18 protein-coding genes are annotated in these 26,992 nt (G+C 67.7%); 9 read left to right on the plus strand and 9 right to left on the minus strand.

The features are described from left to right. Window positions 1-317: 317 nt before the first annotated feature. Window positions 318-2,732 carry a hypothetical protein gene (locus tag EO170_RS10835; protein WP_126944824.1) on the minus strand — a complete coding sequence of 805 codons (2,415 nt, stop codon included), beginning with the start codon at window positions 2,730-2,732 and terminating at the stop codon, window positions 318-320. Between the two features lie 205 nt (window positions 2,733-2,937). After that, window positions 2,938-5,115: a hypothetical protein gene (locus tag EO170_RS10840; protein WP_126944827.1), complete on the minus strand. Its 2,178-nt coding sequence runs from the start codon at window positions 5,113-5,115 to the stop codon at window positions 2,938-2,940. A gap of 386 nt (window positions 5,116-5,501) precedes the next feature. On the opposite strand from EO170_RS10840, the gene EO170_RS10845 reads away from it, so the two are divergent. Further along, the gene (locus tag EO170_RS10845; protein WP_126944830.1) at window positions 5,502-7,016 is read left to right on the plus strand and encodes an acetyl-CoA hydrolase/transferase family protein; all 1,515 of its coding nucleotides are present in this window, start codon (window positions 5,502-5,504) and stop codon (window positions 7,014-7,016) included. Window positions 7,017-7,749: 733 nt separating this feature from the next. On the opposite strand, the gene EO170_RS10850 is transcribed toward EO170_RS10845, so the two are convergent. The 4 genes from EO170_RS10850 to EO170_RS10865 all read right to left on the minus strand — a co-directional run bounded on the left by EO170_RS10850 (window position 7,750) and on the right by EO170_RS10865 (window position 15,013). Continuing rightward, entirely contained in the window at window positions 7,750-8,823 is a 1,074-nt protein-coding gene (locus tag EO170_RS10850) for a 3-deoxy-7-phosphoheptulonate synthase (protein ID WP_104649313.1), read from the minus strand. Window positions 8,824-9,557: 734 nt separating this feature from the next. Then, entirely contained in the window at window positions 9,558-12,449 is a 2,892-nt protein-coding gene (locus EO170_RS10855; protein ID WP_126944833.1) for a TonB-dependent receptor, read from the minus strand. Between the two features lie 499 nt (window positions 12,450-12,948). Then, window positions 12,949-14,589: a chaperonin GroEL gene (groL, locus tag EO170_RS10860; protein WP_011035771.1), complete on the minus strand. Its 1,641-nt coding sequence runs from the start codon at window positions 14,587-14,589 to the stop codon at window positions 12,949-12,951. A 136-nt stretch (window positions 14,590-14,725) separates the two neighbouring features. Then, window positions 14,726-15,013: a co-chaperone GroES gene (locus EO170_RS10865; protein ID WP_003483210.1), complete on the minus strand. Its 288-nt coding sequence runs from the start codon at window positions 15,011-15,013 to the stop codon at window positions 14,726-14,728. 483 nt (window positions 15,014-15,496) lie between these two features. On the opposite strand from EO170_RS10865, the gene EO170_RS10870 reads away from it, so the two are divergent. The 7 genes from EO170_RS10870 to accC all read left to right on the plus strand — a co-directional run bounded on the left by EO170_RS10870 (window position 15,497) and on the right by accC (window position 23,588). Then, window positions 15,497-17,305, plus strand: a complete 1,809-nt coding sequence (locus EO170_RS10870) for an endonuclease (protein ID WP_126944836.1) — start codon at window positions 15,497-15,499, stop codon at window positions 17,303-17,305. Between the two features lie 311 nt (window positions 17,306-17,616). Beyond that, window positions 17,617-17,949 (plus strand): divalent-cation tolerance protein CutA, encoded by a 333-nt coding sequence (cutA, locus tag EO170_RS10875; RefSeq protein ID WP_126944839.1) that lies wholly within the window; start codon window positions 17,617-17,619, stop codon window positions 17,947-17,949. 5 nt (window positions 17,950-17,954) lie between these two features. After that, window positions 17,955-20,288, plus strand: a complete 2,334-nt coding sequence (locus tag EO170_RS10880; RefSeq protein ID WP_126944841.1) for a protein-disulfide reductase DsbD — start codon at window positions 17,955-17,957, stop codon at window positions 20,286-20,288. A gap of 461 nt (window positions 20,289-20,749) precedes the next feature. Next, window positions 20,750-21,196: a type II 3-dehydroquinate dehydratase gene (gene aroQ / locus EO170_RS10885; protein WP_104583549.1), complete on the plus strand. Its 447-nt coding sequence runs from the start codon at window positions 20,750-20,752 to the stop codon at window positions 21,194-21,196. A 91-nt stretch (window positions 21,197-21,287) separates the two neighbouring features. Further along, entirely contained in the window at window positions 21,288-21,776 is a 489-nt protein-coding gene (accB, locus tag EO170_RS10890; protein WP_104649183.1) for an acetyl-CoA carboxylase biotin carboxyl carrier protein, read from the plus strand. Window positions 21,777-21,796: 20 nt separating this feature from the next. Beyond that, window positions 21,797-22,231 (plus strand): four helix bundle protein, encoded by a 435-nt coding sequence (locus EO170_RS10895; protein WP_104583547.1) that lies wholly within the window; start codon window positions 21,797-21,799, stop codon window positions 22,229-22,231. Continuing rightward, window positions 22,221-23,588, plus strand: a complete 1,368-nt coding sequence (accC, locus tag EO170_RS10900) for an acetyl-CoA carboxylase biotin carboxylase subunit (RefSeq protein ID WP_104583546.1) — start codon at window positions 22,221-22,223, stop codon at window positions 23,586-23,588. The genes EO170_RS10895 and accC overlap by 11 nt, the downstream gene beginning before the upstream one ends. Window positions 23,589-23,856: 268 nt before the next feature. Here the strand turns inward: accC and EO170_RS10905 are convergent, their stop codons facing one another. Together EO170_RS10905 and EO170_RS10910 are read right to left on the minus strand one after the other, a co-directional pair. Beyond that, a complete protein-coding gene (locus tag EO170_RS10905; protein WP_104534522.1) occupies window positions 23,857-24,219 on the minus strand; it encodes a hypothetical protein in 363 nt (120 codons plus the stop codon). Next, window positions 24,216-25,139: a hypothetical protein gene (locus EO170_RS10910; RefSeq protein ID WP_126944844.1), complete on the minus strand. Its 924-nt coding sequence runs from the start codon at window positions 25,137-25,139 to the stop codon at window positions 24,216-24,218. The genes EO170_RS10905 and EO170_RS10910 overlap by 4 nt, the downstream gene beginning before the upstream one ends. Before the next feature lie 397 nt (window positions 25,140-25,536). Between EO170_RS10910 and prmA the strand changes: the two genes are divergently transcribed. Next, window positions 25,537-26,457, plus strand: coding sequence for a 50S ribosomal protein L11 methyltransferase (gene prmA, locus EO170_RS10915; protein ID WP_126944847.1), 921 nt, complete (start codon window positions 25,537-25,539; stop codon window positions 26,455-26,457). A 12-nt stretch (window positions 26,458-26,469) separates the two neighbouring features. Here prmA and EO170_RS10920 read toward each other — a convergent pair whose 3' ends face one another. Continuing rightward, window positions 26,470-26,985: a hypothetical protein gene (locus tag EO170_RS10920; protein WP_206513998.1), complete on the minus strand. Its 516-nt coding sequence runs from the start codon at window positions 26,983-26,985 to the stop codon at window positions 26,470-26,472. Window positions 26,986-26,992: the final 7 nt, after the last annotated feature.

A 26,992-nucleotide genomic window follows, 5' to 3' on the forward strand; every position in this document is an offset into this window, starting at 1 on the left:
CCGGTCGATCCGTCACGCGGGTTGAGCGACGTGTGGGCAATTGGCGCCCCTGCCTGAGCCGGCAGTGGCCTGGCCAACCCTCGACAGCTGGGCGCATGGAAGGCGAGCGGCGGTGCGGTGGCTTGACTCGCCAGGCGTCGGGCAATAAAAAAGCCCGCTTGCAGCGAACTGCCAGCGGGCTTTGCTCCCTCCCCCACGTCGGGATGCAGGATCATAGTGCGCGCCCCGAACGCCACTTGCACGCTGCACTGCAAAACAACACCAGGCAGTACAGAACTGGCGCTTTCTTCTTCACGTCGCGTTGGCGCGCGGCAGCCTCAGCGCAGCAGATCGGGCTGGGCCTGATACCACTCCGGCGCACGCAGCAGATGCCATTGCGGGGTCTGGCCGCGCAGCCCCACCGCTGCGCTCAACATGCCCCAGCGCGCGAGCAGGCTGCCGCTGCGCTGGCTGCCCTGCAAGCGCAGGCGTGCATCCACCTGGAAGCGTTCGTTGCGTGCCTGCAGCCGGTCGACGATGACGGTGTCGCCCTGCCAATGCACACGCCCGGTCACCTGCGCCTGGCCTGCATCCACCAGCCGCAGCATCCAGTTCGGAATCGAACGATCGCGCGCGTATAGCGACATCAGGAATGCCAGGTCACGCACCTGGATGCGCACGCGTCCATCCACACCGACCGGCTGGCGCCATTGCATGCGGGTGTCTTCCAGCACGATGCGCGCCCACCAGCCATCGCGGCGCCGGCCATCGGGCCCGGTGAATCCGACATTGCGCAGCTGGATGGTGCTGGCATCGAGGCGGAAGTTTTCTGCACGCAGATCGCCGCGCTGCAGGCGCAGGTCCGCATCCACGTCGCCACGCAGTGCCAGGCCGGCAAACTGCAGCCGCGCCGCACGTGCGCCGATCCGCAGGCCGCCCTTGCCGATGCGGCCGCCGGGTTCGATCTGCAGATCGCCGCTCAATACACCGTTGCCGCCATCGAAGCGCAACTGCTGCTGCGGCAGATAGCGGTTGTAGGCACGCAGATCCGGCACGCGCGCATTGGCGAACCGCAGGTGCGCGCGCGTGGCGTCGCGCAACGTGGCCAGGTTGCGCGCGTCGGCGCGCGTCTGCAGCTCCAGATGCAGGTCGCGGCCCTGCACGAATGGACGCGTGGGCGCCTCGTCGTGCGTAATCGAGAACTGCTGCATCTGCAAGGCAAGTGCCGGCAGCAGCTGTCCGCGCGCATCGGCGCTCACACGCAGATCGGCACTGGCCTGGCCATCGATCGCATGCCCCATCACGCCGACATGCGCACGCACGTGCGGCACCTGCAGGCGGCTGCCGGCGCCGAGCTGGCCGCGATCGATGCGCAGATCCGCATCCACCAGGCCCTCGCCTTCCAGCGTCAGCCAGTCCACATCGGGAAACAGCGCCGGAATCCAGCTCAGCGAAGACAGTTGCCAATGCAGGCGCGCATGCCCGGAGGTGCGCGGCAGCAGGCTGCGCATCGATTGCAACGGCAGTTGCCGGCCTTGCACGCGCAGATCCGCATCCAGGGTCAGCCCGGCATCGGCCGGCTCGGGCATGCTGACTTGCAGACGCATGTCCTGATCCACCTGCAGTTGCGCTGCAAGCTCGCCCAGCAGGGCAGCCGGCGTGCGCGTGCCATCGTGCAGCGGTGCGCGCCATTGCAGCTGGCTGCCGGGCTGCAGGCTGCCCCGCGTCCAGCGCAACTGCCCATCCGCACGCCCCTTGCCGGCACGTGTGGCGAGCGTATGGCGTCCTTGCGCATTGCGTGTGACATCCAGTGCTGCGGTGTCGCCATGCACGGTCAGCTGCGCATCGGCAAGCTGCAGCATCGCCAGCCCGCGCGCCTGCTCCGGCGCATGACGCGCGATGCTGGCGTCGATGCGCAGCTGCCCGTTGCGCAGCACCTCGCTACCACCCCAACGCATCCGTGCATTGTCGAAGCGCGCCCGTGAGGGAAACAGTTCCATCGGCCCGCCGCGCAATTGCTTGAACAGGCCCAGCTCCAACTGACCATCGCCTTCGATCTGCAGCTGCCGCAGCGTCACTGCCTGCACCTGGTCGGCGACGATGCGGTCGAATTGCAGGGTCCAGGCCGGAGCGGTCGATGCGGGACCTGCGGGTACGCCAGCGGTCTTGGCGCCCCCGGCGGATTGCGGCACACCGGTGGATGCCCCGGTCGTGCGTGCGGGCGGCTGCGTGCTCGCCGCGACGTCTGGGGTGCGTGCGGGTGGCTTGTCCTGCGCAGTCGTTGGCGTCGTCGTACTGGCTGCGTCAGCCAGCGGCGCGGCTACCACCGGCGTATTCGGCGCTGTCGCCGGTGCTGGCATCGCCACGGTACCGGCTGTGGGCACAGCCGCCTGCATGCCGCCACGCACCCCGTGCGCATGCACCTCCGGCACCAGCAACTGCCGGTGCAGCAACGGCAGCAGCTGTACCTGCCCGCTCATGCGCTGCGCGCTGACGTTCCAGCGGGTGCGTGCCGAGCGGCCTTGCAACTCCACCCTCCACAGCGTCAGCCGGCCTGGCCACCAGGTCACTGCCGGGCCCCAGTGCATGGTGAACCTGTCCGGCTTGCGATTGAGCGCGGCCGGCCCGAGTGGCGTGTTGAGCAACAGGTTGCCGAGCAGCAGATAGCTTGCGTACACCACCAGTAACGCCAGCAACGGCCAACGCACCAGGCGGGGCAATCTTTGCCAGCGGGCGCGAACAGGCATCGTCATGACGGCAGGCTCCTGAAGACCGCGCACGCGGCATGACGCAGTGTGCCAAGGAAACCTTGAGCGCGGTGCGCAGCGGCGAGTGCGGCTGGGCACCGGCAGGTTGCCCGGTGTGCAGTCGATGTCCTGCACGCGCGGCAATGCGCGCACTACCTCTTCGAAGACGAAAAATCTGGCCGCGTTACCCAAGCCTCAAACAAGGAACCGCTTACTTCGCTTTCGACACCGCCGGCAGCAATCCCGGCTGCGCGTCGTACCATTCGCGTGCACCGGCCAGGTGCCATTGGCGTTGCTTGCCATCGAGTTCGATCCCGGCGCCCAGCACGCCCCAGCGCAGATACAGGTCGCCGCGCCGCTGCTCGTCGTTCAAGGCCAGCCGCGCACGCAGCGACAGGCGTGCATTCTCCGCATGCAGGTCGTCGATCAGCAGTTGCTGCTTGCGCCAACGCACCCTGCCGGTGGCGTCGAGTTCGCCCGAATCCAGCAAGCCCAATACCCAACGCGGGTAGTCGGCGCGTTGCGCAAACACCGACAGCAGCGGCGCGATATCGCGCATGCGGATCGCCGCGTCGGCATCCACCTGGAACGGTGCGCTGGCCTGGATGGTGCCGGCACCGACCTGCATCTGCCCCCACCAGTTGGCATCGGCGCTGTCCTCGCCCACCCGCATATTGCGCAGGCGCACGCGCGTGCCGCTGAGGTCGAAGAACTTGTTCTTGAAATCGGCACGCTGCAGCTGCGCCTGCAATTCGGCATCGCCGCGCATCTGCACGCCGGCCAGTGCCAGATGCGCGCCCTGCCCGCGCAGGTTGGCGTGGCCGCTGCCCACATCGCCGGCGGCATTGAGCGCCACATCGCCGGTCAGGCTGCCGCTGCCGCCGAGCAGGCGCACGTTGTTGCCCGGCAGGTAACGGTTGTAAACGGTGAGATCGGGCACGCGTGCATCGCTGAAACGCAGCTGCGCCTTGAGCGTGTCGCGCAGGCGCGCCAGTTCGGCGTCGCCATGCATGGCCAGCTGCAGATCGCGGCCGTCCAGCAGGATCTGTTTGGGTGCAGCGCGCGGCGCGGCCTTGAAGATGGGGATGCTCACGTCCAGATGCGCCTGCGGCGTGGCAGCATCGTCGATGCGTCCATGCGCCTTGGCGACACCGGCCAGCCGCGTGTCGAACACCTGCGCCACTGCCTCCACCCGCGGAATCTCCAGGCTGCTGCCGCTGGCGAGCCGGCCTTGCGCCAGGCGCAGATCGGCCTCGACCAGGCCACCGCCTTCGAGCTGGAACCACGGCTTGCGCACGAACAGCTCGGCAATCCAGTTCAGCGATTCGAACTGCCAGCGCCCACGCACCTGCCCGGACAGGCGCGGCAGCACCTGCGCAGGATCCTGGAAGGGGATGCTGCGCCCGGCAACGCGCAGATCGGCCTGCAGCTCGCTGCCCGTCTTTGCGTCGCGCGGCAGCCGTGCCTGCACGCGGATGTCGCGCGCCACGTCCAGCTGCAGCGCCAGCGTGCCGCGGTCGGTCGCCCCGACGCCGGCCATCAACGGCAGGCGCCAGACCGCATGGCTGCCTTCCTGCAGCGTGCCGCGGTCCAGCGTGATGTCGGCCTCCACCCGCGCCGCCGACGGCCCGCTGCGGATGTCCACATGCGGCGCACCGGTGTCGATCTTCAACGCCACCGTAGCGGCCTTCAGCTGCAGCCGCGCGTGGGTGATGCCGAGCTTGCGCAGGCCCGGCGCTTCATCGCGGTAGTGACGCGGAAACTGGAATTGCGCATCCAGCTGCGCGCCATTGAACACCTGCACCCCGTCATAGCTGATCACCGCATCGCTGAAGCCTGCCTCGGAGGGAAACAGCTCCGACGGGCCACCCTTGAGCTGCTTGAGGAAGCCGACGCTGCCATGGCCCTGCCCGGCGATCAGCAGCTTGCCCAGGCGCGCGCTGCGGATGCTGTTGCTGGTGATCGCATCGAAGCGCAGCGTCCAGCCCTGGTCGCCGCGTGGCGGTGGCGGAATCGGGGTGTCGGAGGTTTCCACCTCCGCGCTCAGGCCGGTGGCGTGCAACCACGGCAGGCGTACCTCGCGTCGCAACAGTGCCAGCAAGGCCACGCGCGCATTGGCGCGATCGGCATGAAACACGTACACGGTGCGGTTGGCCTGCCCGCGCATGCGCACGTTCCAGGCCATCACCTGCCCCGGAAACACCGTCAGTGCCGGGCCGGTCTGCATGGTGAATTTATGCGGCTGCCGATTGGTGACGGCATCGAACAGCGGCGTGTTGAGAAACAGGTTGCCGGCCAGCAGATACAGCGCATACAGCGCCACCAGCACGACCACTGCAATGCGCCATGGCCGGGGCCAGCGCTGGAAGCGGTCGCGAAGAGAGGGCATGGGCGCAGGCACAAGTCGAGTCTGCCGCCACTATCGCGGTTGCGCTGGCGGCGAGGCGTGAACGTGGCCGGTGGCCCGTTACCGCACACGCTGCACGCCAGCCGGGCTGCATGGCGGCCGGCTGTAGCGCGGGTGGTGCGCGAGACGACCGGCCAGGTCCGCCAGGTAACCGCACGCCGGCCAGCGGCGACGCCAACGCCACATATGGCAGCGTCCCAGATGCGCAACGGGAGTGGATGAGGCCTCGCCCGTGCCGTGCTCCTGCCACGCAACAGGTCGCTTCGCACGCGGCCGACGCGGCTCGCGAGGCGCATTGCACCATGGTCGCAGCGCGGCCGACGCACGCAGCGGCGATAATGGGACGTCTCCTGCCTGCTGTGCCGCCCATGTCCGACGAACGCATCCTGTACGCGCCGCTGCGCGAGCGCCTGGTTTCTGCCGAGGCCGCTGCCGCATTGATCCAGCCCGGCGAGACCGTGGCGATGAGCGGCTTCACCGGCTCCGGTTACCCCAAGGCGGTGCCGATGGCGCTGGCGCAGCGCATCGAAGCGGCGCATCTGCAGGGCCAGCCGTTCCAGATCAAGTTGATGACCGGCGCGTCCACCGCGCCGGAACTGGACGGCGCACTGGCCAAGGCCGACGGCATCGCCATGCGCATGCCGTTCCAGTCCGACCCGGACGCGCGCCAACGCATCAACGCCGGCACGCTGGACTATATCGACATCCATCTCAGCCACGTCGCCCAGCATGTCTGGTTCGGTTTCTACGGGCAGATCGACACCGCCGTGGTGGAAGTCTCGGCGATCCGCGCCGACGGCAGCCTGGTGCCGTCCACCTCGATCGGCAACAACAAGACCTGGCTGGACCTGGCCAGAAAGGTGATCATCGAGGTCAACGACTGGCAGCCGGCCGGCCTGGATGGCATGCACGATGTCTACTACGGCACCGCGCTGCCGCCGCAGCGCAAGCCGATTCCGCTGATCCACGGCGACGACCGCATCGGCGAGCCCAGCCTGCGCTGCGATCCGGACAAGATCGTGGCAGTGGTGCGCACGCATGGCCCGGACCGCAACAGCCCGTTCGCCGCTGCCGACGACAGCAGCGAACGCATCGCCGAACACTTGATCGCGTTCCTGCGCCATGAAGTAAGCAAGGGCCGGCTACCGGCCAGCCTGCTGCCGCTGCAATCGGGCGTGGGCAATATTCCCAATGCGGTGCTGGCCGGGCTTGCACGCAGCGGCTTCCGCGATCTGGAGGCCTTCACCGAGGTGATCCAGGACGGCATGCTCGCGCTGCTGCGCGATGGCGTGCTGCGCTACGCCTCGTGTACCGGTTTTGCGCTCAGCCCGGAGGGCAACGAGGAATTCAAGCGCAATATCGATTTCTACCGGCAGCGCATCATCATGCGCACGCAGGAGATTTCCAATCACCCGGAACTGGTGCGCCGGCTCGGCTGCATCGGCATGAACGGCATGATCGAGGCCGACCTGTACGGCAACGTCAATTCCACCCACGTGATGGGCAGCCGCATCATGAACGGCATCGGCGGCTCCGGCGACTTCGCGCGCAATGGCTTCCTGTCGATCTTCCTGAGCCCCAGCATCGCCAAGGCCGGCAGCATCTCGTCGATCGTGCCGATGGTCAGCCATGTCGACCACACCGAACACGACGTCTCGGTGATCGTCACCGAGCAAGGCCTGGCCGATCTGCGCGGCCTCACGCCCAAGCAACGCGCACGCCAGTTGCTCGATCACTGCGTGCACCCGCGCTACCGCGATGCATTGGAAGAGTATGTGGCGCGCGCCAATCGCGACAGCTATGGCAAGCACACCCCGCATCTGCTGACCGAGGCGCTGTCGTGGCATCAGCGCTGGTTGGAGACCGGGGATATGTTGGGGTGAGTGGGGAATCGGGAATCGGGAATCGGGAATCGGGAATCGGCGGTTGTAGCCCATCGCCTCGGCGCGATAGGTGGTTTGGAAGAACTTCGATGCTGGATGGTGCTTTGGCCGCCGTTGCAGAGGTCAGAGCGCGGTTGTCATGCTGGCGTTTGACGCTGGCCGAACTGCATTGCCGGTGCCGACCTGCGTGACATCGCCACGTCATGCAGGTGGCGGATAACGTTCCTGCCAGCTCGCATTCGGCGGCAGGACGGCTCTCTCCCCCTCCTGCCGCTGGGCGCGACGGGTCATCACCGGGTGGTGCCAAATCCGCCAGGCGGCTCCCTGCACCGGCCCGGCGTTCGCGTTCTGGAGCGGCCATCAACACGACTGTGCACGTCGCCAGGCTGCTCGACAGGCGTGTTGACCGCTTGTCGCGCAAGCGCGCGCTGTTTTGGGATGTGCAGCGTGCTGGACGCTTTGCGCTTTTGACTATGCGAAGCACTGGATGGAATCTGCGGCGCGTCGAGGTGCTGCGCGTTGAGATGCTGCAGTCCGGATGAGATGGGCTTTGTATTTATGCCCTTGCGCGCCGGCGAGTGCGCCGCATCGTCTGCGCCAGTGACGCGCACGCTGTACCTTGGCGGGCCGCAGGGAGCAATGCTTATCCCTTCTCCCTGCGGGAGAAGGTGGCGCGCAGCGCCGGATGAGGGTGCGGGCAAAGCCGCGTCCCCTCACCCGGCTGCCCCGACGATCACGCCGCTTCGGCAACCCGCCTGGCACGCCGCGCACGCACGGCCGTCGCCAGGCGCTCCAGCACCTGCACCGAGGCGTCCCAGCCCAGGCAGCCGTCGGTGATGCTCTGGCCGTAGGTCAGCTCGCAGCCGGGCACCAGTTCCTGGCGTCCGCCGACCAGGTGGCTCTCCACCATGACGCCGACGATGCGCGTCTCGCCGCCTTCCAGCTGCGTGGCGATGTCGTCGATGACCTTGGGCTGGTTCTCGGGGTTCTTGCCGCTGTTGGCATGGCTGGCATCGATCATCAGGCGCGCCGGCAACCCGGATTTGTTGAGCACCTGGCTGGCCGCTTCCACATTGGCCGCATCGAAGTTGGGCTGCTTGCCGCCGCGCAGGATCACATGGCAATCCGGATTGCCTGCAGTTGCGGCCACCGCAGTGTGGCCGTCCTTGGTCACGGCCAGGAAATGATGCGGGTGCGAGGCCGCGCCCACCGCATCCACCGCGATCTTGACGTCGCCACCGGTGCCGTTCTTGAAGCCCACCGGGCACGACAGGCCCGAGGCCATTTCGCGGTGCACCTGGCTTTCGGTGGTGCGCGCGCCGATCGCGCCCCAGGCCACCAGGTCGGCGATGTACTGCGGCGAGATGATGTCGAGAAATTCCACGCCGGCCGGCAGACCGAGGTTGTTGATGTCGCGCAGCAGACCGCGCGCCACCCGCAGGCCCTTGTTGATCTGGAAGCTGCCATCCAGATCCGGGTCGTTGATCAGGCCCTTCCAGCCGATGGTGGTGCGCGGCTTTTCGAAGTACACACGCATCACGATCTCCAGCGCATCACCGAATTGCTCGCGCAGCGGGCGCAGGCGGTGCGCATAGTCCATCGCCGCGACCGGATCGTGGATCGAGCAGGGCCCGATCACCACCGCCAGGCGGTCGTCGTGGCCATGCAGGATGGCGTGCAGCGCGGCGCGCGAGTTGGTCACGGTCTCGGAGGCGCGCTCGTCGCAGGGCAGCAGCGACAGCAGCTGCGAAGGCGGGGCAAGGGCTTCGATCTTGCGGATACGCAGGTCATCGGTCACGGGCGGCATAACAGTGTCTCGGTGGGCGGTGTTGCATCAGGGGGCCAGGCGCGGCGGCAACAAAAAAAGCCGCCAGTGTGCGCTGGCGGCTTTTCGGGAATGCTGCTGAAGATTTCTTCAGGGTGAGCGCAATCCGTCCTCCGCCAGCGGCATCGGAAAACCGTAGTACCAAAAGTAAAACTGGCTGCGGGGTGCGTTCATTGAGTGCATTGATACCACGCACGTTTCGGCCGTGCCACTGTTTCATCGGCAACGGAACGTTGCAGCGCGCTGCCGGCGCCATCCGGGTCGATGGCCTGATCCGCACTTTATCGTGTCCAAACCCCTGCAATTGCGGCGTCTCAGACGCAACCTGCGCAGGGATGCAACGCCGATACGCCGCGGGCATAAGCACGGCCGATCATGACGATGCGAACAATCGATCACCAACTCTGCGGAAGTCAGGACCGGGCGCGGTACACCCGACCAGCCCTCTCTCCCTTACATGGCTTCAACCAGCGCCGGCTTCGATGTTGGGTCACTGCGCTGCGTACTCGGACAACGCACCCAGCGACAAGTAGCGGTAACTCCCACGATGCCAAGATCCAGTCAGGCCCTGCGGCAGAAACGTTTCGTGTCGACCATCGTCGGTGACCACGCAACCCCACCTGCTGCAGGGTGGATGACAAACGGCGCGCCCGTTTTTGCCTGCACCACACGCCACGGCGCTATGCCGTGACGTGTGGTGCGGCCGCCACGCTCAATCAGAAGGTGAACACATATTCCGCCGCCACTTCGCGGCCGATCGGATTGAACAGCGTGGTGTTGTAGAAGCCGTAGCCGTAGAAGCGCTCCTTGTTCTCGTAGCCCACTTCGTTGAACACGTTGTTGACGTAGAAGTTGACCTTGGCGTGGTCGGTGATCTTGTAGCCGGTGCTGAGGTTCCAGTAGATCGCCGGGCCCACGCGGCCAAAATAGCGCTTGCTGCTCTCGCCCAGATGCACGTTGGCGGTGTCGGTGACCACGCATTCGTCGGCGGCACTGGGTTGGTAGCCATCGTCGAAACGCGCGCAGGTGCCCCAGTTGACCGCGCGCATGGAACCGAGCCTGCGGAAGTACACCGTCCAGTCCCAGGCGCCGCCGTTATCCCAGTGCACGCTGCCCCGCACACGGCTGCGCACGCGTTCGTCGCGGCGGTTTTCATCGCTGTCGGTGCGGTAGATCTGTTCGCGGTAGGCCAGCAGGCTGTTGTAGTCCAGCGACAGCTGGAAGTTGCCCCAACTCGCGGTGGCAAGCCGGTATTTCAGTGCGGCGTCGATGCCGGAGGTTTCCATCTGCGCCAGGTTGATCGGGCCGCGCTCGATGCTGGCGATGGTGCCGTCGGCGTTGCGCGTCACCCGCGAGGTGATGGTGTCGCAATAGCCGGCACCGCCGGGATTGTTCCAGGCGCCGCCACTGATGGTGGTGCCGGTGCGGCAGCCGGCTTCGGCCGACAGGATCTCGTCGCGGTCCAGATCCTTGATCATTTCCTCCAGCTGGATGCGGTAGTAATCCACGCTCAGCGACAGCCCTTGCGCGATGTCCCACACCACCCCGCCAGTGAACGAGCGGCCGGTTTCCGAGCGCAGATCCGGGGTGCCGCGCCGATTCACATCCACGGTGTAGTAGATGTTGTTGTTTTCGTCGTTGCAGCCGCCGGTCTGATACGCGCCAGAGGTGATGCAGCGGTACTGGTCGATCACGGTCTGGTTGGTGGAGCTGGGTTCGCCGAGCACGTAGTGCATGTCAGGCGCGCGGAAGCTGGTGGCCAGCGTGCTGCGCAGCAACAGGCTCTCGACCGGCCGCCATTCCAGACCCGCGCTCCAGGTGGTGTCGCTCTGGGTGCCGACATCGGTCGCAATCGCGGCCGAGGAACGGTAATTGCCATAGCGATCGTAGCGACCGGCGATGTTGGCGCTCAACGTCGACAGCAGCGGGATCTGGAATTCCAGCCCGGCCGAACTGCGCAGGCGTTCGCCACCACCACTGTCCACCACGTCCACCGGGTAGCATGCGTTGGCGCAGGGGTCGGGCGACAGCTGGTAGCCCTGCTTGGCGACTTCGGCCACGGTGGCGAAGCGGATCGGCCCGGCCCAGCCCTGCACCAGGTCGCCGCTGAGGCTGAAACTGGCCTGGTTCACCCACGAATAGGCCGAGTTGTGCGATTTGGCGACCAGGTCGTCGTACTCGCTCGAGGACAGCGGCGCATACAGCCGCGCCTGGTTGATCGCATGGATCGGCGTGCCATCGGCAGCGGTGCCGATGGGGCTGCCGAGGAAATACGCGGTGGCGCGCGCGGTATCCACGGTGCGCACATATTCGTCCACCGTGTAGCGCGAGCGGCCCACGCTCAGTTCCCAGTCGAAGCGGTCCGCCCACGCCCCGCGCAAGCCGGCACTCAGGTCCCAGGACTGCTCCTTGTTGTAGTTGGCCAGCCGGTCCCAGCCGCCGGCTTCGCGCCGGGTGAGCTGACGGATCAGGTTCAACGAGCGCCCGGTGTCGGCGTCCTGAAACGGGCCCAGATATGCGTACGGCGGGTCGTAGGTCCAGCGGCCGATGCTGCGGTTGGCCGACAGCGTGGCCCAGGCTTCGGTGTGCTCGCCGAATTTCCAGGTGCCGTAGAGATAGGCCGAATAATCCTCGCTGCCGGTGACCAGCCCCCAGTCGCCGTAGTCGCGCGCCACGCCACAGTAATCGCCGGCATTGGTGACCACCCCGGTGTTCTGGTCGTAGCTCAGCCGCTGCCCGTCGATGAACTCGCCGCCGAAGCGCGCGCAGGTGCCGGCAGGTGGCGCCAGGCGTTCGCTGGTGTTGGCATCGACCAGGCTCAGGCCGGTGAACGGGTTGAATCCGTAGCGGCGGTTCTGGCCGGTCCAGTTGGAATAGGACATGTCGTCGGAGTCGTCCATCTGCGGGCGATCGCGCCCGTTCAGCGGGTCGCGCCGGGTGGCCTGCAGCGCGTAGGTCAGGCTCCAGTTCTCGCCGGTGCGTCCACCTGCCCATGACACGTCGAAACTGTCGCGGCCGCCTTCGGTGGCCGTGCCGCCGCGCAGGCGCACCTGGTCGCCCTGGTAGTCGCGCTTGAGGATCACGTTGACCACGCCGGCCACCGCGTCCGAGCCGTAGATCGCCGAGGCGCCGCCGGTCAGGATGTCGATGCGTTCCACCGCCGCGGAGGGGATGTTGCTGTAGTTGGAAAAGTTGCTTTCGCCGCCGTACGGCAGCGGGTAATCGGCCACGCGGTGGCCGTTGACCAGCAGCAGCGTGCGGCCTGGCCCCAGGTCGCGCAGGTTGATCGGCGAGGCATTGGGCGTGTGCGAGCCCCATTGCGTATCGGCCTCCACCGAGCCCTGCTGGTTCATGCTGTTGAGCACGTCGTAGACGGTGGCAAAGCCCTCTTGCTGGATCTGCTGCGCGGAGATGGTGACCACCGGCTGCGCGCCTTCGACCTGCGCGCGCTTGATGCGCGAGCCGGTGACGCTGACCGCGTCCAGCGTGGAGGTGGCACGCGGTTGCTCCGGCTCGGCCTGCTGGGCAGTGGCCGACGGTGCGACGGCGGCGGTCAGGGCAAGGGACAAGGAAATCGACAAGGCAAGGCGATGACTGCGGCAGTTCATAAGATCCCCGGGAGAGGCCGGCATGGCCGGCGTGGCGTTCCACTGCAACGACGCCTGCGAGCGATGCACCGCATCGCCGCCCCCTGTCCGATGGCCCCCCGACCGTTCGGCGCAAGCGCCTGCCCAGCGACGCTAGGGTTGCGATGACATCGGTGTCAACACCTTGTCATGCAAGTGTGATTGACGTCGCGATCTGCGCGGTTTTGGGATGGTGCACACGGTTGGGGCCGCGAGCCGGTTGCGCGGGCTGGTGCCGCATCGGCGCGGCGTAGGAGCGCACCCGGGCGCGATTGGGGCGTTACCGGTGAAGCCTCGTCGCGCCCAGGTGCGCTCCTACGGGGTCACGGGGTCACGGGGTCATGGGGTCGTGGCTCATGGGGGTTGCGTGGACCAGGCACGACCAATCGACGATCGCCTCTTGCGGCATCCACGACCGGCCACAAAAAAACCCCGCCTTTCGGCGGGGTCCTTTTTTGCTGCAACAACCGGTGGGGCTGGATCAGAAATCCATGCCGCCCATGCCGCCCATGCCACCGCCGGCCGGCATCGCCGGCTCGTCCTTCTTCGGTGCATCGGCCACCATGGCTTCGGTGGTGATCATCAGGCCGGCGATCGAGGCTGCGTTCTGCAGCGCCGAACGGGTGACCTTGGTCGGATCCAGGATGCCGAACTCGACCATGTCGCCGAACTCGCCGTTGGCGGCGTTGTAACCGTAGTTGCCGGTGCCTTCCTTGACCTTGTTCAGGATCACGGACGGCTCTTCGCCGGCATTGGCCACGATCTCGCGCAGCGGGGCTTCCATCGCGCGCAGGGCGATCTGGATGCCGTGGGTCTGGTCTTCGTTGGCACCGGTCAGGTTACCGACGGCCACCAGCGCACGCACCAGGGCCACACCGCCGCCCGGGACCACGCCTTCTTCGACGGCTGCACGGGTGGCGTGCAGGGCATCTTCGACGCGGGCCTTCTTTTCCTTCATTTCGATTTCGGTCGAGGCGCCGACCTTGATCACTGCAACGCCACCGGCCAGCTTGGCCACGCGCTCCTGCAGCTTCTCGCGGTCGTAATCGGACGAGGTGTCCTCGATCTGGGTCTTGATCTGGCCAACGCGGGCTTCGATCGTGGCCGAGTCGCCGGCGCCGTCGATGATGGTGGTGTTCTCCTTGGAGACCTGCACCTTCTTCGCACGGCCGAGATCCTTGATCGTGGCCTTCTCCAGCGCCAGACCCACTTCCTCGGAAATCACGGTACCGCCGGTCAGCACCGCCATGTCTTCCAGCATCGCCTTGCGACGGTCGCCGAAGCCCGGTGCCTTGACGGCCACGACCTTGACGATGCCACGGATGGTGTTGACCACCAGGGTCGCCAGCGCTTCGCCTTCGACTTCTTCAGCGACGATCAGCAGCGGCTTGCCGGCCTTGGCCACGCCTTCCAGCACGGGCAGCAGGTCGCGCACGTTGGAGATCTTCTTGTCGTGCAGCAGGATGAACGGGTCGTCCAGGTCGGCCGACTGGCTCTGCTGGTTGTTGATGAAGTACGGGGACAGGTAGCCGCGATCGAACTGCATGCCCTCGACCACGTCCAGCTCGTTTTCCAGGCCCGAGCCTTCTTCAACGGTGATCACGCCTTCCTTGCCGACCTTCTGCATCGCTTCGGCAATGATGTTGCCGATCGACTCGTCCGAGTTGGCCGAGATGGTGCCGACCTGGGCAATCGCCTTGTCGTCGGTGGTGGGCTTGGAGATGTTCTTCAGCTCGATGACGGCGGCCTTGACGGCCTGGTCGATACCGCGCTTGAGGTCCATCGGGTTCATGCCGGCAGCCACGGCCTTGGCGCCTTCACGGATCAGGGCCTGGGCCAGCACGGTGGCAGTGGTGGTGCCGTCGCCGGCGTTGTCGTTGGTCTTGGAAGCGACTTCCTTGACCATCTGCGCGCCCATGTTCTCGAACTTGTCAGCCAGTTCGATTTCCTTGGCGACGGAAACGCCGTCCTTGGTGATGGTCGGCGCGCCGAAGCTCTTCTCGAGCACGACGTTGCGGCCCTTCGGGCCCAGGGTGGCCTTGACGGCATTGGCAAGCACGTTGACGCCACGGACCATGCGGGTACGTGCGTCTTCACCGAAACGAATGTCTTTAGCAGCCATTGGTTGTAACTCCGGAATTTGGGATTGGGGATTGGGGATTGGCTAGAGCGGGGTTCGGGGGAGATGCGGGATCAGCTGCGCCAAGCGCAGTGGCCAATCCCGAATCCCCACTCCCGAATCCCGCCGGCAACGGCTATCAGCCGATGACCGCCAGGATGTCGTCTTCGCGCAGCACCTTGTACTCGACGCCTTCGGACTTGTAGCTGCTGCCGGCGTACTGGCCGTAGATGACCTTGTCGCCGACCTTGACCACCGGCGCGCGCAGGCTGCCGTTGTCCAGGGGCTTGCCGGCGCCGATGGCGACGACTTCACCCTTGGTGGACTTTTCCTTGGCGGAGTCCGGGATCACGATGCCGCCGGCGGAAACTTCGTCGGCTTCGATCGGCTTGACTACAACGCGGTCGTGAAGCGGCTTGATGCTCATAGAGAAAGACCCTCTTAAGTGATTGATTGGTCTGGAAATTATCGGCGATGTTAGCACTCGCATGTGACGACTGCCAGCACAGCGCGCGGAAAAAACCCGACAGAGCGGGTGCGGGCCAGAGATTGTGCTGTGTGGGCAGCTTTCAAGGGCTGGGGGCAAAAATTTTTTTCACCGGGCAGTCCCGGTCCACAGGTGGCAGGGCCGCTGGAGGGAGCCGGCGGGCAGTTCACCAGGTGGCTGCGACCGGGCGGGTTTGCAACCGGACTGCGCAACCGGCTGCGGCGCATGGCGGCACTGGGCACTGGGCACTAAGGCACTAGGCACTAGGCACTAGGCACTAGGCACTGGGCGGTGAGCGGTGAGCGGTGGGCGGGTTAGCCGAGTCACCGGGCCAGCCGCACTAAAAATGGAACCAGGTTCCACCGATTGTCATGCGCACGTCTTACAGTCGGCAACGCATTCCCCGATCACAAGGAGCTGTCGATGAGGTTGCCGTCCCGTGCCCGTGTTTCCCCCTTGCGCTGGTCCCTGCGCTGCGCGCTTCCCCTGGCCTGTGCCTTCGCGCTGACCGCCCCTGCCGCCCACGCGGCGGTGTTCATCAACGAACTGCATTACGACGACGCGGGCGCCTCCGGCGACAGCGGCGAAGGCGTGGAGGTGGTGGCCACCGCCGGCGAATCGCTGAGCGGCTACCGCATCTATCTGTACAACGGCAGCACGCCGGGTGCGGCGACGGTCTACGCCAACACCGCGGTGCCGGCCGGCAGCCTGGTCAGCTGCGGCAGCCAGGTGCGCGTGGCCACGGTCGGCTACGCCAGCAACGGCGTGCAGAACGGGCCCAACGACGGGGTGGCGCTGGTCGATCCCAACGGGCAGCTGGTGCAGTTCCTCAGCTACGAAGGCGCCATCACCGGCAGTGGCGGCCCCGCCGCGGGCGTGACCAGCCAGACCCTGCCGGTCAGCGAGAGCAACAGCAGCGCGGTCGGCAGCTCGCTGCAACTGACCGGCACCGGCAGCGCGGCCAACTTCAGCTGGTCCGGCTCGTCGGCGCAGACCTTCGGCGCGTGCAACCGCGGCCAGAGCTTCAACGGCAGCGGCGGTGGCGGCGAGACCGGCGGCGCACCGACGATCACCAGCACCACCCCGACCCAGGGCGCGACCGGCTTCCCTGCCGCGGGCGACCTGAGCGTGGGCTTCAGCGAGGCGGTGACGCTGGGCAGCGGCGCCTTCGCGCTCAGCTGCGCCAGTTCCGGCACGGTGGCGCTGAGCTACCCGACCAGCGGCACCCGCTTCAGCCTGTCCACCAACACCGCGCTGGTGGGTGGCGAGCGCTGCACCCTGGCGATCACCGCCAGCGGCATCCGCGATGCCAGCGGGCTGAGCCCGGCCGCCAACCAGTCCATCGCCTTCACCGTGGCCACCGCCAGCGGCGGCGGTACCGGCTATTACGCGCGGGTCAACACCGCCAATGCCAGCCAGTTGCGCTGCTCGCTGCACACCGTGATCAAGGGCCACACGGTCTATCCGTACAGCGGCTCGGGCACCAGCACCTGGACCATCCTGGAAATGGCCGACGAGGACCCCAACAACAGCGGCCGGATCCTGGACGCCTACCGCAACCGCAGCTACGGCAAGGGTAGCGACCGCGCCGGCACCGGCAGCGGGCTGACCTACAACCGCGAGCACACCTGGCCCAACTCGCTGGGCTTTGGCAGTGCCAGCGGCGACAAGGGCCTGCCGTATGCGCCCTACACCGACACCCACATGCTGTATCTGACCGACACCGCCTTCAACGCCGACCGCGGCAACAAGCCCTATGCGGCCTGCACCGGCAGCTGCGGCGAGCGGGTCACCGAGGTCAACGACGGCAGTGGCGGCGGCAGCGGGCGCTATCCGGGCAATTCCAACTGGGTGCGCACCCCCGACGGCAACGGCGGCACCTTCGAGGTGTGGGGCAAGCGCAAGGGCGACATGGCGCGTGCGGTGATGTACATGGCGATCCGCTATGAAGGTGGCACCGACGCAGCCACCGGGCAGTCCGAGCCGGACCTGGAGCTCACCGACGACCGCAGCAAGATCGTGCAGACCTCGGCCTCGCCGGCCTACATGGGCCTGCTGTCCACGCTGCTGGCCTGGCACCAGGCCGACCCGCCGGACGATGCCGAGCGCGCCCGCAACCAGGTGATCTTCAGCTTCCAGGGCAACCGCAATCCGTTCGTGGACCACCCCGAATGGGCGACGTCGAGCCTGTTCACCTCGGCCAAGCCGGCCAGCTGCCAGCTGGCCGAGTGATCCAGCCCGGCCCGGCGCGCAAGGCGTCGGGCCGGGCGTCGGCCTGCGGCGGCAACCCACACCATCGCCCGCGCGGCGAACGTGCGCGGCCGCCGGCCCGCGACGTCCGACGTTGTGCCCTTCATCCGGCACATCGCCATCGCGTCCCTGCATGCGCGAGCCGCCGGCGCGCGGGCATCGCCGCCCGGCCACCCGGCCACCCGGCCGCCAGGCCGCCCGGCCGCCAGGCCGCCAGGCCTGGCGAAGTTGACGCCCTGTTCCGGAATCTGCGGTCGATCCCCTGCAGACAGGGGATTACACTGCGCGGTCACATGAGCGCCGCTTCCCTCCACCTGTTGTTCAGCACCTGCCCGGATGCCGCCAGCGCCGAGCGCATTGCGTGCGCGCTGCTGGACGAACGCCTGGCCGCCTGCGTCACCCAGTTGCCCGGCGTGCAGTCGCTGTATCGCTGGAACGGGGCGATCGAGCGCAGCCAGGAAGTGCAGCTGTTGATCAAGACCTGGGAAGACTGCCTGCCTGACGCCATCGCGCGGCTGCGGGCGCTGCATCCGTATGAACTGCCGGAGGCGATCGCGGTCCAAGCCAGCGCCGGGCTGCCGGCGTATCTCGATTGGGTCCGGGCCGAAACCCGCAAGGAATCCTGACGTCCATGAAGTCTCTGTCCCGCTGGATCGCCCGCTGCGCACTGCTGGCCGTACCGTTGCTCGCCGCGCCGCTGGCGCTGGTGGCGCCCCTGCCCGCGCAGGCCGCGGTCAGCGAGGCCGACTTGCTGCCGGTGGACCAGGCCTTCACGCTCAGCGCCACCGCCGACAGCCGCGACAGCATCGCGCTGCGCTGGAAGATCGCGCCGGGCTACTACCTGTATCGCCACCGCATCAGCGTCAAATCCGGGCAAGGCTTTGCCGCCGGCGAGCTGGCGCTGCCGGAAGGCCAGAGCAAGCACGACGAGTTCTTCGGCCAGGTGCAGACCTACCGCAAGCAACTGCAGGCCAGGCTGGCCGGCAAGGCCGATGCCGGGTTGCGGACCGCGGTGCTGCAGGTGCAATACCAGGGCTGCGCCGATGCCGGCGTGTGCTACCCGCCGCAACGTCGCGAACTGCGCGTGAGCTTGCCCGAGGCCTCGACGGCCTCGGCGCCCGCCGCCACCGCCACCGCCACCACCCAGCGCGAGAACCTGGGCGCACTGGTGCCGCGCGCACCGGCGGGCCCGCGCCTGTTCGGCAGCACCGGCCAGGCGGCCGGCGTGGATGCCCTGCCGCTGCCGGCCGAGCAGGCCTTCCGCTTCGAGGCGATCGTTGGCGACGGCAACAGCCTGCTGCTGCGCTTCACCCCCGCGCCCGGCTACTACATCTATCGCGACCGCACCTCGTTGGCGCTGGAAGGCGCCGGCGGGGTGCGTCCCGGGCTGCCGCGCTGGCCGCAGGGCAGCGCGCACCGCGACGAGCATTTCGGCGACGTGGTGGTGTATTTCGACCAGGCCGAAGTCACCTTGCCGCTGCTGCGCGAGCACGCCGAGCCGGTCAGGACGACGCTGGTGGCGACCTTCCAGGGCTGCCAGACCGACGGCATCTGCTACCCGCCGATGACCCGCCGCGTGGCGCTGGAGCTGCCCGCCGGCACCGTGTCGCCGCAGAACCAGGCGCAGGCGGCACCGCTGATGATTTCGCCGCTGCCCGCCGGGCAACTGCCTGCCGAGCCGGCGCCGACGCCCGCGGCGACTGCGGCACCGGCCGCAGATGCCTCGGCCGACAATCCGCAACGCACCCAGCCGCCGCATACCGACAAGGGCCTGCTGGCGATGCTGGTGCTGGCCCTGCTCGGCGGGCTGGTGCTGAACCTGATGCCCTGCGTGCTGCCGATCCTGTCGCTGAAGGTGCTGGGCCTGGCCCACAGCGGCGAGAGCCGCAGCCACGCGCGCAGCCATGCGATCTGGTATTCGCTGGGCGTGCTGGTGTCGTTCGCGGCGATCGGCGCGCTGGTGATCGGCCTGCGTGCGGCCGGGCAGGCGGCCGGCTGGGGCTTCCAGCTGCAGCAGCCGTGGTTCGTCGCGGCGCTGGCGTACCTGATGTTTGCGGTGGGCCTGAGCCTGTCGGGCGTGTTCACGCTGGGCGGCAACCTGGGCGGCATCGGCCAGTCGCTGGCGTCGCGCAATGGCCCGCTGGGCGACTTCTTCACCGGCGTGCTGGCCTGCGTGGTGGCCAGCCCGTGCATCGCCCCGTTCATGGGCACCGCACTGGCGTATGCGTTCACCGCTCCGGCGCTGCTGGCGATGCTGGTGTTCCTGGCGCTGGGCCTGGGCCTGGCGCTGCCATTCCTGCTGATCGGCTTCATCCCCTCGCTGGCGCGGCGCCTGCCCACGCCCGGCGCGTGGATGGAAACCCTCAAGCAGGTGCTGGCGTTCCCGATGTATCTCACCGCGATCTGGCTGCTGTGGGTGCTGGGCAAGCAGCGCGGCGTGGACGCGCTGGCGCTGATGCTGGTCGGTGCCACCCTGCTGGCGCTGGGCCTGTTCTGCTTCGAGCGCAGCCGCTGGAAAAGCCACCGCATCGGCATGGGCCTGGCGGCGGTGATGCTGGTGCTGGCGATCGTGCCGGTGGTCGGGGTCACCCGCCTGCGCCTGCCGGCGGCCACCGCCGCCGAGGGTGTGGTGGCGTACTCACCGCAGCTGCTGGACCGCCTGCGCGCCGACAACCGCGTGGTGTTCGTCAACATGACCGCGGACTGGTGCGTGACCTGCAAGGCCAACGAAAAGAACGTGCTGAGCAGCGCCGACTTCCGCGACGCGCTGCGCCGCGTCGACGCGGTCTACATGAAAGGCGACTGGACCAACGTCGACCCCGGGATCAGCGCCTTCCTGGACCAGCACCAGGCCGTCGGCGTGCCGCTGTACGTGGTCTATGGCCCCGGCGCCCCGCCGGCGGTGCTGCCGACCGTGCTGACCAGTGCCATCACCGAGGATGCGTTGCTGCGCGCGGCGCGCTGAGCCGGCCGGCCGGCTACGTCGGCCGTCGCGCCGGCGAGCATGGCGGCCTGATCCGGCAACGGCGCGGGCTGATGACACGGCAGCGCCAGCGCTGACACCGCTGGATGTCGGTATTCAAGGGCAGGACGTCGCTGCCGGCCATGTTGATCGGCAGCGTGGCGGACACCAGGCGTGGATCGACGCAAGCCTCATCGTTGTGCCGTCAATCAGCCCCACTGCCGCGCGAGCGGACGCGGCAAACGCTCCGACGGCAATTCAGCGCGTGGTCGGCCTGCGATCGACCGACCGGCCGCGCCAGGGGCCGGCCGCGAAACGGCGGCCCCGCAAGGCTCCACGCAGCAGCACCACTGCCTGCCACGTCCAAATTTGAAACAAACGTTTAAAACAAGCCTAACTTCGCCTATCTGGACAGCATCGGCCACATCGCGCAGACTTCCGGCCTTTCCGCTCTCCCGGATGTCATGGCCCACCTGCTGCTGTTGCATGGCCCCAACCTCAACCTGCTCGGTACCCGCGAGCCGGATGTCTACGGGCGCACCACGCTGGCGCAGATCGATGCGGCCCTGGTGGACCGCGCGCAGGCGGCCGGGCATACGCTGGCCTGCCTGCAGTCCAATGCCGAGCACGTGCTGGTGGAGCGCATCCACGCCGCGCGCGAGGACGGCACCGTCTACATCCTGATCAACCCGGCCGCCTTCACCCACACCTCGGTGGCGCTGCGCGACGCGCTGCTGGGCGTGGGGTTGCCGTTCGTGGAAATCCATCTGTCCAATCCGCATGCGCGCGAGCCGTTCCGCCACCACAGCCATCTCAGCGACAAGGCCGATGGCGTGATCTGCGGCTTTGGCGCAGACAGCTACCGGCTGGCGCTGGAAGCGGTGATCGCGCGGCTGGAGCGCGACGCATGACACCCGTATCGCCGGCGCCTGCGCCGGCCGCCTGACCCCATTCCGCCGGCAGCCGCCGGCAACCTCCACCGATTCACCTCATGAGGCCCGTATGGATCTCCGCAAAATCAAGAAACTGATCGACCTGCTCGAAGAATCCAATCTCGCCGAAATCGAGATCAAGGAAGGCGAGGAAAGCGTGCGTCTGGCGCGCGTGCCCAAGGGCACGACCGTGATGAGCGCGCCGGTGCAGCAGTACGCACCCGCCCCGCTCGCGCAGGCCCCGGCGGCGGCGCCCAGCATGCCGATGCAGTCGCCCACCGAGGCCTCCACCGGCGGCGCCAAGCAGGCTGCCGCCTTGCCGGACGGCCACGTGCTGCGCGCACCGATGGTCGGCACCTTCTACACCTCGCCCTCGCCGGACAAGCCGGCCTTCGTCACCGTCGGCCAGCAGGTCAAGGCCGGCGAAACGCTGGCGATCATCGAGGCGATGAAGATGTTCAACCCGATCGAAGCCGACGTCTCCGGCACCATCGTGGCCATCCTCGGCGAAACCGGCCAGCCAGTGGAATTCGATCAGCCGCTGTTTGTGATTGGCTGAAGCGCCGGGATTCGGGAATCGTGATTCGGGATTCGCAAGAGCGACCGCATGAGCGCCTGACGGTGTGGCGCGATGCGATGTCGCTTGTCGAAGCGATCTACCGCCTGAGCCACGATTTTCCCGATTCCGAACGTTTTGGACTGACAGCACAGATGCGGCGTGCGGCAATCAGCGTACCGTCCAACATCGCCGAAGGTGCTGCACGGCGCTCCACCGCCGAATACCTGCGCTATCTCTCGATGGCGCGAGGCTCGCTGGCGGAGCTGGACACGCAACTGCAGATTGCAACACGCCTGCAGTTCGCATCGCCCGGTGCGGCAACTGCCGATCTGCTGAATCGCACGTTTGCCAGGCTCAATGCATTGATCCGCACGCTGGAACAATCGCGACATTTGCGCGAACCCAGCGCCCTGTACGACTCCCCAATTCCGAATCCCGAATCCCATGCTCGATAAAGTCGTCATCGCCAACCGAGGTGAAATCGCGCTGCGCATCCTGCGCGCGTGCCACACGCTCGGCATCCGCACGGTCGCGGTGCATTCCACGGTCGACCGCAACCTCAAGCACGTGGCCATGGCCGACGAGTCGGTGTGTATCGGCCCGGCCGCCTCCAGCGACAGTTACCTCAACATCCCGGCGTTGATCGCCGCGGCCGAGGTGACCGATGCGCAGGCCATCCATCCCGGCTACGGCTTTTTGTCGGAAAACGCCGACTTTGCCGAGCGCGTGGAGGAATCGGGCTTCATCTTCATCGGCCCCAGGGCCGACACCATCCGCCTGATGGGCGACAAGGTCGAGGCGATCCGCGCGATGAAGGCCGCCGGCGTGCCGTGCGTGCCCGGTTCGGGCGGCCCGCTGGGCGATGACATCGTCGCCAACACCAAGGTGGCGCGCGAAATCGGCTACCCGGTGATCATCAAGGCCGCCGGCGGCGGCGGTGGACGCGGCATGCGCGTGGTGCATTCGGAGGCGGCGCTGAAGGCCGCCATCGAAACCACAAAGTCCGAAGCCAAGGCCGCTTTCAGCAACGACCAGGTCTACATGGAGAAGTTCCTGGAGAATCCGCGCCATGTGGAGATCCAGGTGCTGGCCGACGGCCAGGGTGGTGCGATCCATCTGGGCGAACGCGATTGCTCGATGCAGCGCCGCCACCAGAAGGTGGTGGAAGAAGCGCCGGCGCCGGGCATCACCGAAGAGCTGCGCAACGAGATCGGCAAGGTCTGCGTGGATGCCTGCATCCGCATCGGCTACCGCGGTGCCGGCACCTTCGAGTTCCTGTTCGAAAACGGGCGCTTCTACTTCATCGAAATGAACACGCGCATCCAGGTGGAGCATCCGGTCACCGAGCGCATCACCGGCATCGACCTGGTCTGCGAGCAGCTACGCATCGCCGCCGGCCGCAAGCTGACCATCAAGCAGAGCGACATCGTGCTGCGCGGGCATGCGATCGAGTGCCGTATCAATGCCGAGGACCCGGAAACCTTCATGCCCAACCCGGGCCTGATCACCGCCTTCCATCCGCCCGGCGGCCCCGGCGTGCGGGTGGATACGCACATCTATGCCGGCTACAAGGTGCCGCCGAACTACGACTCGATGATCGGCAAGCTGATCGTGCACGGCCCCGATCGCGAGACCGCGATCGCGCGCATGCGCGTGGCGCTGAGCGAGATGGTGGTGGACGGCATCAAGACCAACATCCCGCTGCAGCAGCGCATCATGCGCGACAAGGGCTTCCAGGCCGGTGGGCAGAACATCCACTACCTGGAAAAGCGCCTGGCCGAGCGCAAGAACAAGTCGATCGCGCTGACCTGATCGCAGCAGGCAGAGCACAAAAAAGCCCGGGAAACCGGGCTTTTTTTGCATTGTTTCCCGGTGCATCGCGCCGGTAGTACCTCACGCAGGCCAGGCACGCGGCCAGCCGACCTATGCGTAGGAGCGCACCCGGGCGCGACCGCGCCTTATCGGTGGAACCTCGTCGCGCCCAGGTGCGCTCCTACGGGATCCGGGGTGCGACCGGATCGCTGCGCAGATCTTCGGTCGTCCGCGCGGATGCGCATCGGAGCGCGATGCGCTGCATCGCTCAGCGCCGCGGCGCAGGCTGCTGGCTGCCCGGCACCGGCACGATGCCGCTGGAGGAGGCCGGGTCGACCACGGTCATGGTTTCGGTGGAACCATCGGGCCATACCACCTGGAACGTGGAGCCGGCCGGCAAGGTCGAAAACGGCATCGCGCTGCTGGCGCGGTACACCGCGGCCACCTGGCTGGCGCCATGCCGTCGCTGCTGCTCGTCGGCGGTGACCGTGGTCGACTTGACCGACAGCGGCTGGTAGCGGTGATCGGCGGTGTCGATCATCACGATGCCCACGGCCGCGGCCGAATACGCCACGAACAACGCGACCCAGAACCAGAACTTGGCGCCGTGCGCCAGGCGACGGTAATTCATGACTGCGCTCCCGGCTCGGAGACCAAGGCATCGACCATCTCATCCACTCTGTCTGCTCCCTGCCGCGGCACCGCGGCATCGAATACGAACGACACGAAATCCTGTGCGCTGTCGCGCGAGCAGATGCCCGCGTTGGCGCAATAACTGGTGACCAGGGTGCTGTCTGCGCTGCAGTCCAGCCCCAGCCGGCAGGCGGCCACCTGCCAGGCCAGCTCGGCGAACTGATCGCCGGCCACATAGCCGGCCAGGCTGTCATCGCCACTGGCGCGCGCGCCCATCGCCGGCGCCAGCGCCAGGTAGGCCTCCGGATCACGCGAGGCCAGCACGCGCTGCACCAGCGCGCGCCTGTAGCTGGGCGCGCGCTGCAGCGGCTCGCCCAGCGCCAGCAATGCCGCCTCGGCCGCCAGGTTGCCCGCACGCGCGGCTGCCTGGCGTTGCTGCGCAACCAGCCGTGGGCTCAGGCCATCGCTGGGCGCAAAGCCGGCGCAGCGTTGCGCCACGCGGGTGCGCGCGGCGTGCATCGCCACCACTCCCGGCGTGTGCTGGGCGGCGATCCATGCGCTGTCGGCGGCATAGCCGGCCGGGCTGGACGCATACGGGGCGCAGTAATCGTAGACGCGGCTCAGGCGCCACCCCGCCTGCGCATCACCGGCGCGCACCTGCTGCTGCAATTGTTGTGCATAGCGGTACAGGTCCGGCTGCGCGTCCACCGCATCGCGGTAGGGCAGCTGCAGGGCAGTGCCGCGTTCGGCAGGCGCATGCGCCGTCGATACAAGCGCGCCTGCGCGGGCAGTGACTGCCGCCGCTGACGGCGCCGCAGCGGGCAGATCGTCCGGTTGCACGCGCACATGCCACCACGCCGCCGCGAGCGCGACGGGAGCCAGCAACAGCCACAGATGGCGGGAACGAGCAAACGGCATGGACGGCGGCGACCCTGCTGCGGAAAGCCCCGCAGCGACGGCGCGGAGTCTAGCACCCGCATTCGCACGCGCTGGCGCGCAAGCGGACGCTGCCGGTGCCGGTGCCGGTGCCGGTTGCGAAAGAGGGAGTGCATGGGGAGGCAGATCTGCGCGTGTGTGATGTAAGTGGCGCGCGGCGGCAGTTTGGTTGCCGGCGCGTTCGCCTCAGCCGCCTACAGCTGCCGGCGACACTGCGCTGCGGCCGCAGATTGCAGCGCCGGGGCGGCGTCCGGCGTCGGCGTGATCGTGCGCTCGACGCATCCAGGCCCAGGCACCGTTGCGCAAGGGTCGGCCCGCACGAAGGTCGGCCCGCACGAATGGTCTACGATGCACGCTTTCGAATTGCCCGACCGCCACGATGCCGTTTCTTGAACTGACCCTGCCCTGCTCCGACGCCACCCAGCCCCGTTACCAGAATGCGCTGGACGATATCGGCGCGCTGGCGGTGACGCTGCTCGACGCCAATGCCGACACCAGCAACGAGCGCGCCATTCTCGAACCCGGCGTCGGCGAAACGCCGCTGTGGAACACGATGGTGCTGAATGCGCTGTTCGACGGCGACAGCGATGCGCTGGTGCTGCTCGCCGCGCTGGAGGCGTTCGATCCCGGGCTGGACTGGAGCCAGGTCGCGTTCCGCACGGTCGACGACAGCGACTGGGAACGCGCCTGGATGGATCAGTTCAAGCCGATGCAGTTCGGCGCGCGCACCTTCATCGTGCCGTGGAATCACGCGCTGCCCGAGGCCGCGCAAGCGCCCGACGCGGCAGTGATCCGCCTGGATCCGGGCCTGGCGTTCGGCTCGGGCACGCATCAGACCACCGCGCTGTGCCTGCGCTGGCTGGACAGCCTGGCCGGCAGCGGCGAGCTGCAGGGCCGCAGCGTGCTGGATTTCGGCTGCGGCTCGGGCATCCTCGCCGTCGCCGCGTTGAAGCTGGGCGCCGCCAGCGCGGTGGGCGTGGACAACGACCCGCAGGCGCTGCTGGCCACCGCCGACAATGCCGAGCGCAACGCCCTGCAGGCGCAGCTGTCGGTGTACCTGCCGCAGGACGAGCCGGTGCAGACCTATCCGGTGGTGGTTGCCAACATCCTGGCGTCGGCACTGGATGCGCTGGCCGACACCTTGTCCGCACGCGTGGCGCCGGGCGGGCGGATCGCCTTGTCGGGCATCCTGCACGGCCAGGAAGAGGAGCTGCTGCAACGCTACGCGCCCTGGTTCGAGCAACTGCGCTGCGAACGCGACGAAGACTGGATGCGCATCGACGGCGTGCGCCGCCACTGACGCCGCCTCGCGTCAGCGCGGCGGCCGGCCGGCGCGGATCTGCGCGGTGGTCACTGCATCGGCCACGCTGATGGCGCGCAGCCGGGTCACCGCCTGCCAGCCCGCGCGCTGCAGCGCCGCGCTGCGCCACGGCCCGGCCTGCCGGGCCACATGGACACGCAAGCCCAGCTCGGCCAGCAGCAACGCCGCCCAGGCCGGGAGCGACCACGCCTGCAGGCCCAGGCTCGCCACGCCGCCGGCCAGCGCCAGCAAGCCCATCCCCGTCGCCAGCAGCCGCCAGTGCCGCTGGCGCAGCGCCCACCACCGTGGCGCCAGCCCGGCCGACCACTGCGTGCCGTCGGCGACGGCGGTCCACGCGTCATGGCGCCGCCAGACCTGGTAGCACGGTGCGCCACGAAAGTGGTTGATCGCCGGATCCAGTGGCGAATGTGCCGGCCATGCGGCAGTTGGCGGAGCGGCTGGCGGCCTGGCTGGCGGCGTTGCCGGCGTGCTGGGGCGGGCGGTGTCGGGAGCGGCTGGCTCGACCATGGACATC

It is taken from the genome of Xanthomonas sp. BRIP62409 (assembly GCF_003992965.1).
GTDB lineage: Bacteria > Pseudomonadota > Gammaproteobacteria > Xanthomonadales > Xanthomonadaceae > Xanthomonas > Xanthomonas euroxanthea.

Coding starts and splice junctions, on each gene's coding strand:
- EO170_RS10835 (WP_126944824.1), bottom strand. CDS start 2,732: ATGACGATGCCTGTTCGCGCCCGCTGGCAAAGATTGCCCCGCCTGGTG.
- EO170_RS10840 (WP_126944827.1), bottom strand. CDS start 5,115: ATGCCCTCTCTTCGCGACCGCTTCCAGCGCTGGCCCCGGCCATGGCGC.
- EO170_RS10845 (WP_126944830.1), top strand. CDS start 5,502: ATGTCCGACGAACGCATCCTGTACGCGCCGCTGCGCGAGCGCCTGGTT.
- EO170_RS10850 (WP_104649313.1), bottom strand. CDS start 8,823: ATGCCGCCCGTGACCGATGACCTGCGTATCCGCAAGATCGAAGCCCTT.
- EO170_RS10855 (WP_126944833.1), bottom strand. CDS start 12,449: ATGAACTGCCGCAGTCATCGCCTTGCCTTGTCGATTTCCTTGTCCCTT.
- groL (WP_011035771.1), bottom strand. CDS start 14,589: ATGGCTGCTAAAGACATTCGTTTCGGTGAAGACGCACGTACCCGCATG.
- EO170_RS10865 (WP_003483210.1), bottom strand. CDS start 15,013: ATGAGCATCAAGCCGCTTCACGACCGCGTTGTAGTCAAGCCGATCGAA.
- EO170_RS10870 (WP_126944836.1), top strand. CDS start 15,497: ATGAGGTTGCCGTCCCGTGCCCGTGTTTCCCCCTTGCGCTGGTCCCTG.
- cutA (WP_126944839.1), top strand. CDS start 17,617: ATGAGCGCCGCTTCCCTCCACCTGTTGTTCAGCACCTGCCCGGATGCC.
- EO170_RS10880 (WP_126944841.1), top strand. CDS start 17,955: ATGAAGTCTCTGTCCCGCTGGATCGCCCGCTGCGCACTGCTGGCCGTA.
- aroQ (WP_104583549.1), top strand. CDS start 20,750: ATGGCCCACCTGCTGCTGTTGCATGGCCCCAACCTCAACCTGCTCGGT.
- accB (WP_104649183.1), top strand. CDS start 21,288: ATGGATCTCCGCAAAATCAAGAAACTGATCGACCTGCTCGAAGAATCC.
- accC (WP_104583546.1), top strand. CDS start 22,221: ATGCTCGATAAAGTCGTCATCGCCAACCGAGGTGAAATCGCGCTGCGC.
- EO170_RS10905 (WP_104534522.1), bottom strand. CDS start 24,219: ATGAATTACCGTCGCCTGGCGCACGGCGCCAAGTTCTGGTTCTGGGTC.
- EO170_RS10910 (WP_126944844.1), bottom strand. CDS start 25,139: ATGCCGTTTGCTCGTTCCCGCCATCTGTGGCTGTTGCTGGCTCCCGTC.
- prmA (WP_126944847.1), top strand. CDS start 25,537: ATGCCGTTTCTTGAACTGACCCTGCCCTGCTCCGACGCCACCCAGCCC.
- EO170_RS10920 (WP_206513998.1), bottom strand. CDS start 26,985: ATGGTCGAGCCAGCCGCTCCCGACACCGCCCGCCCCAGCACGCCGGCA.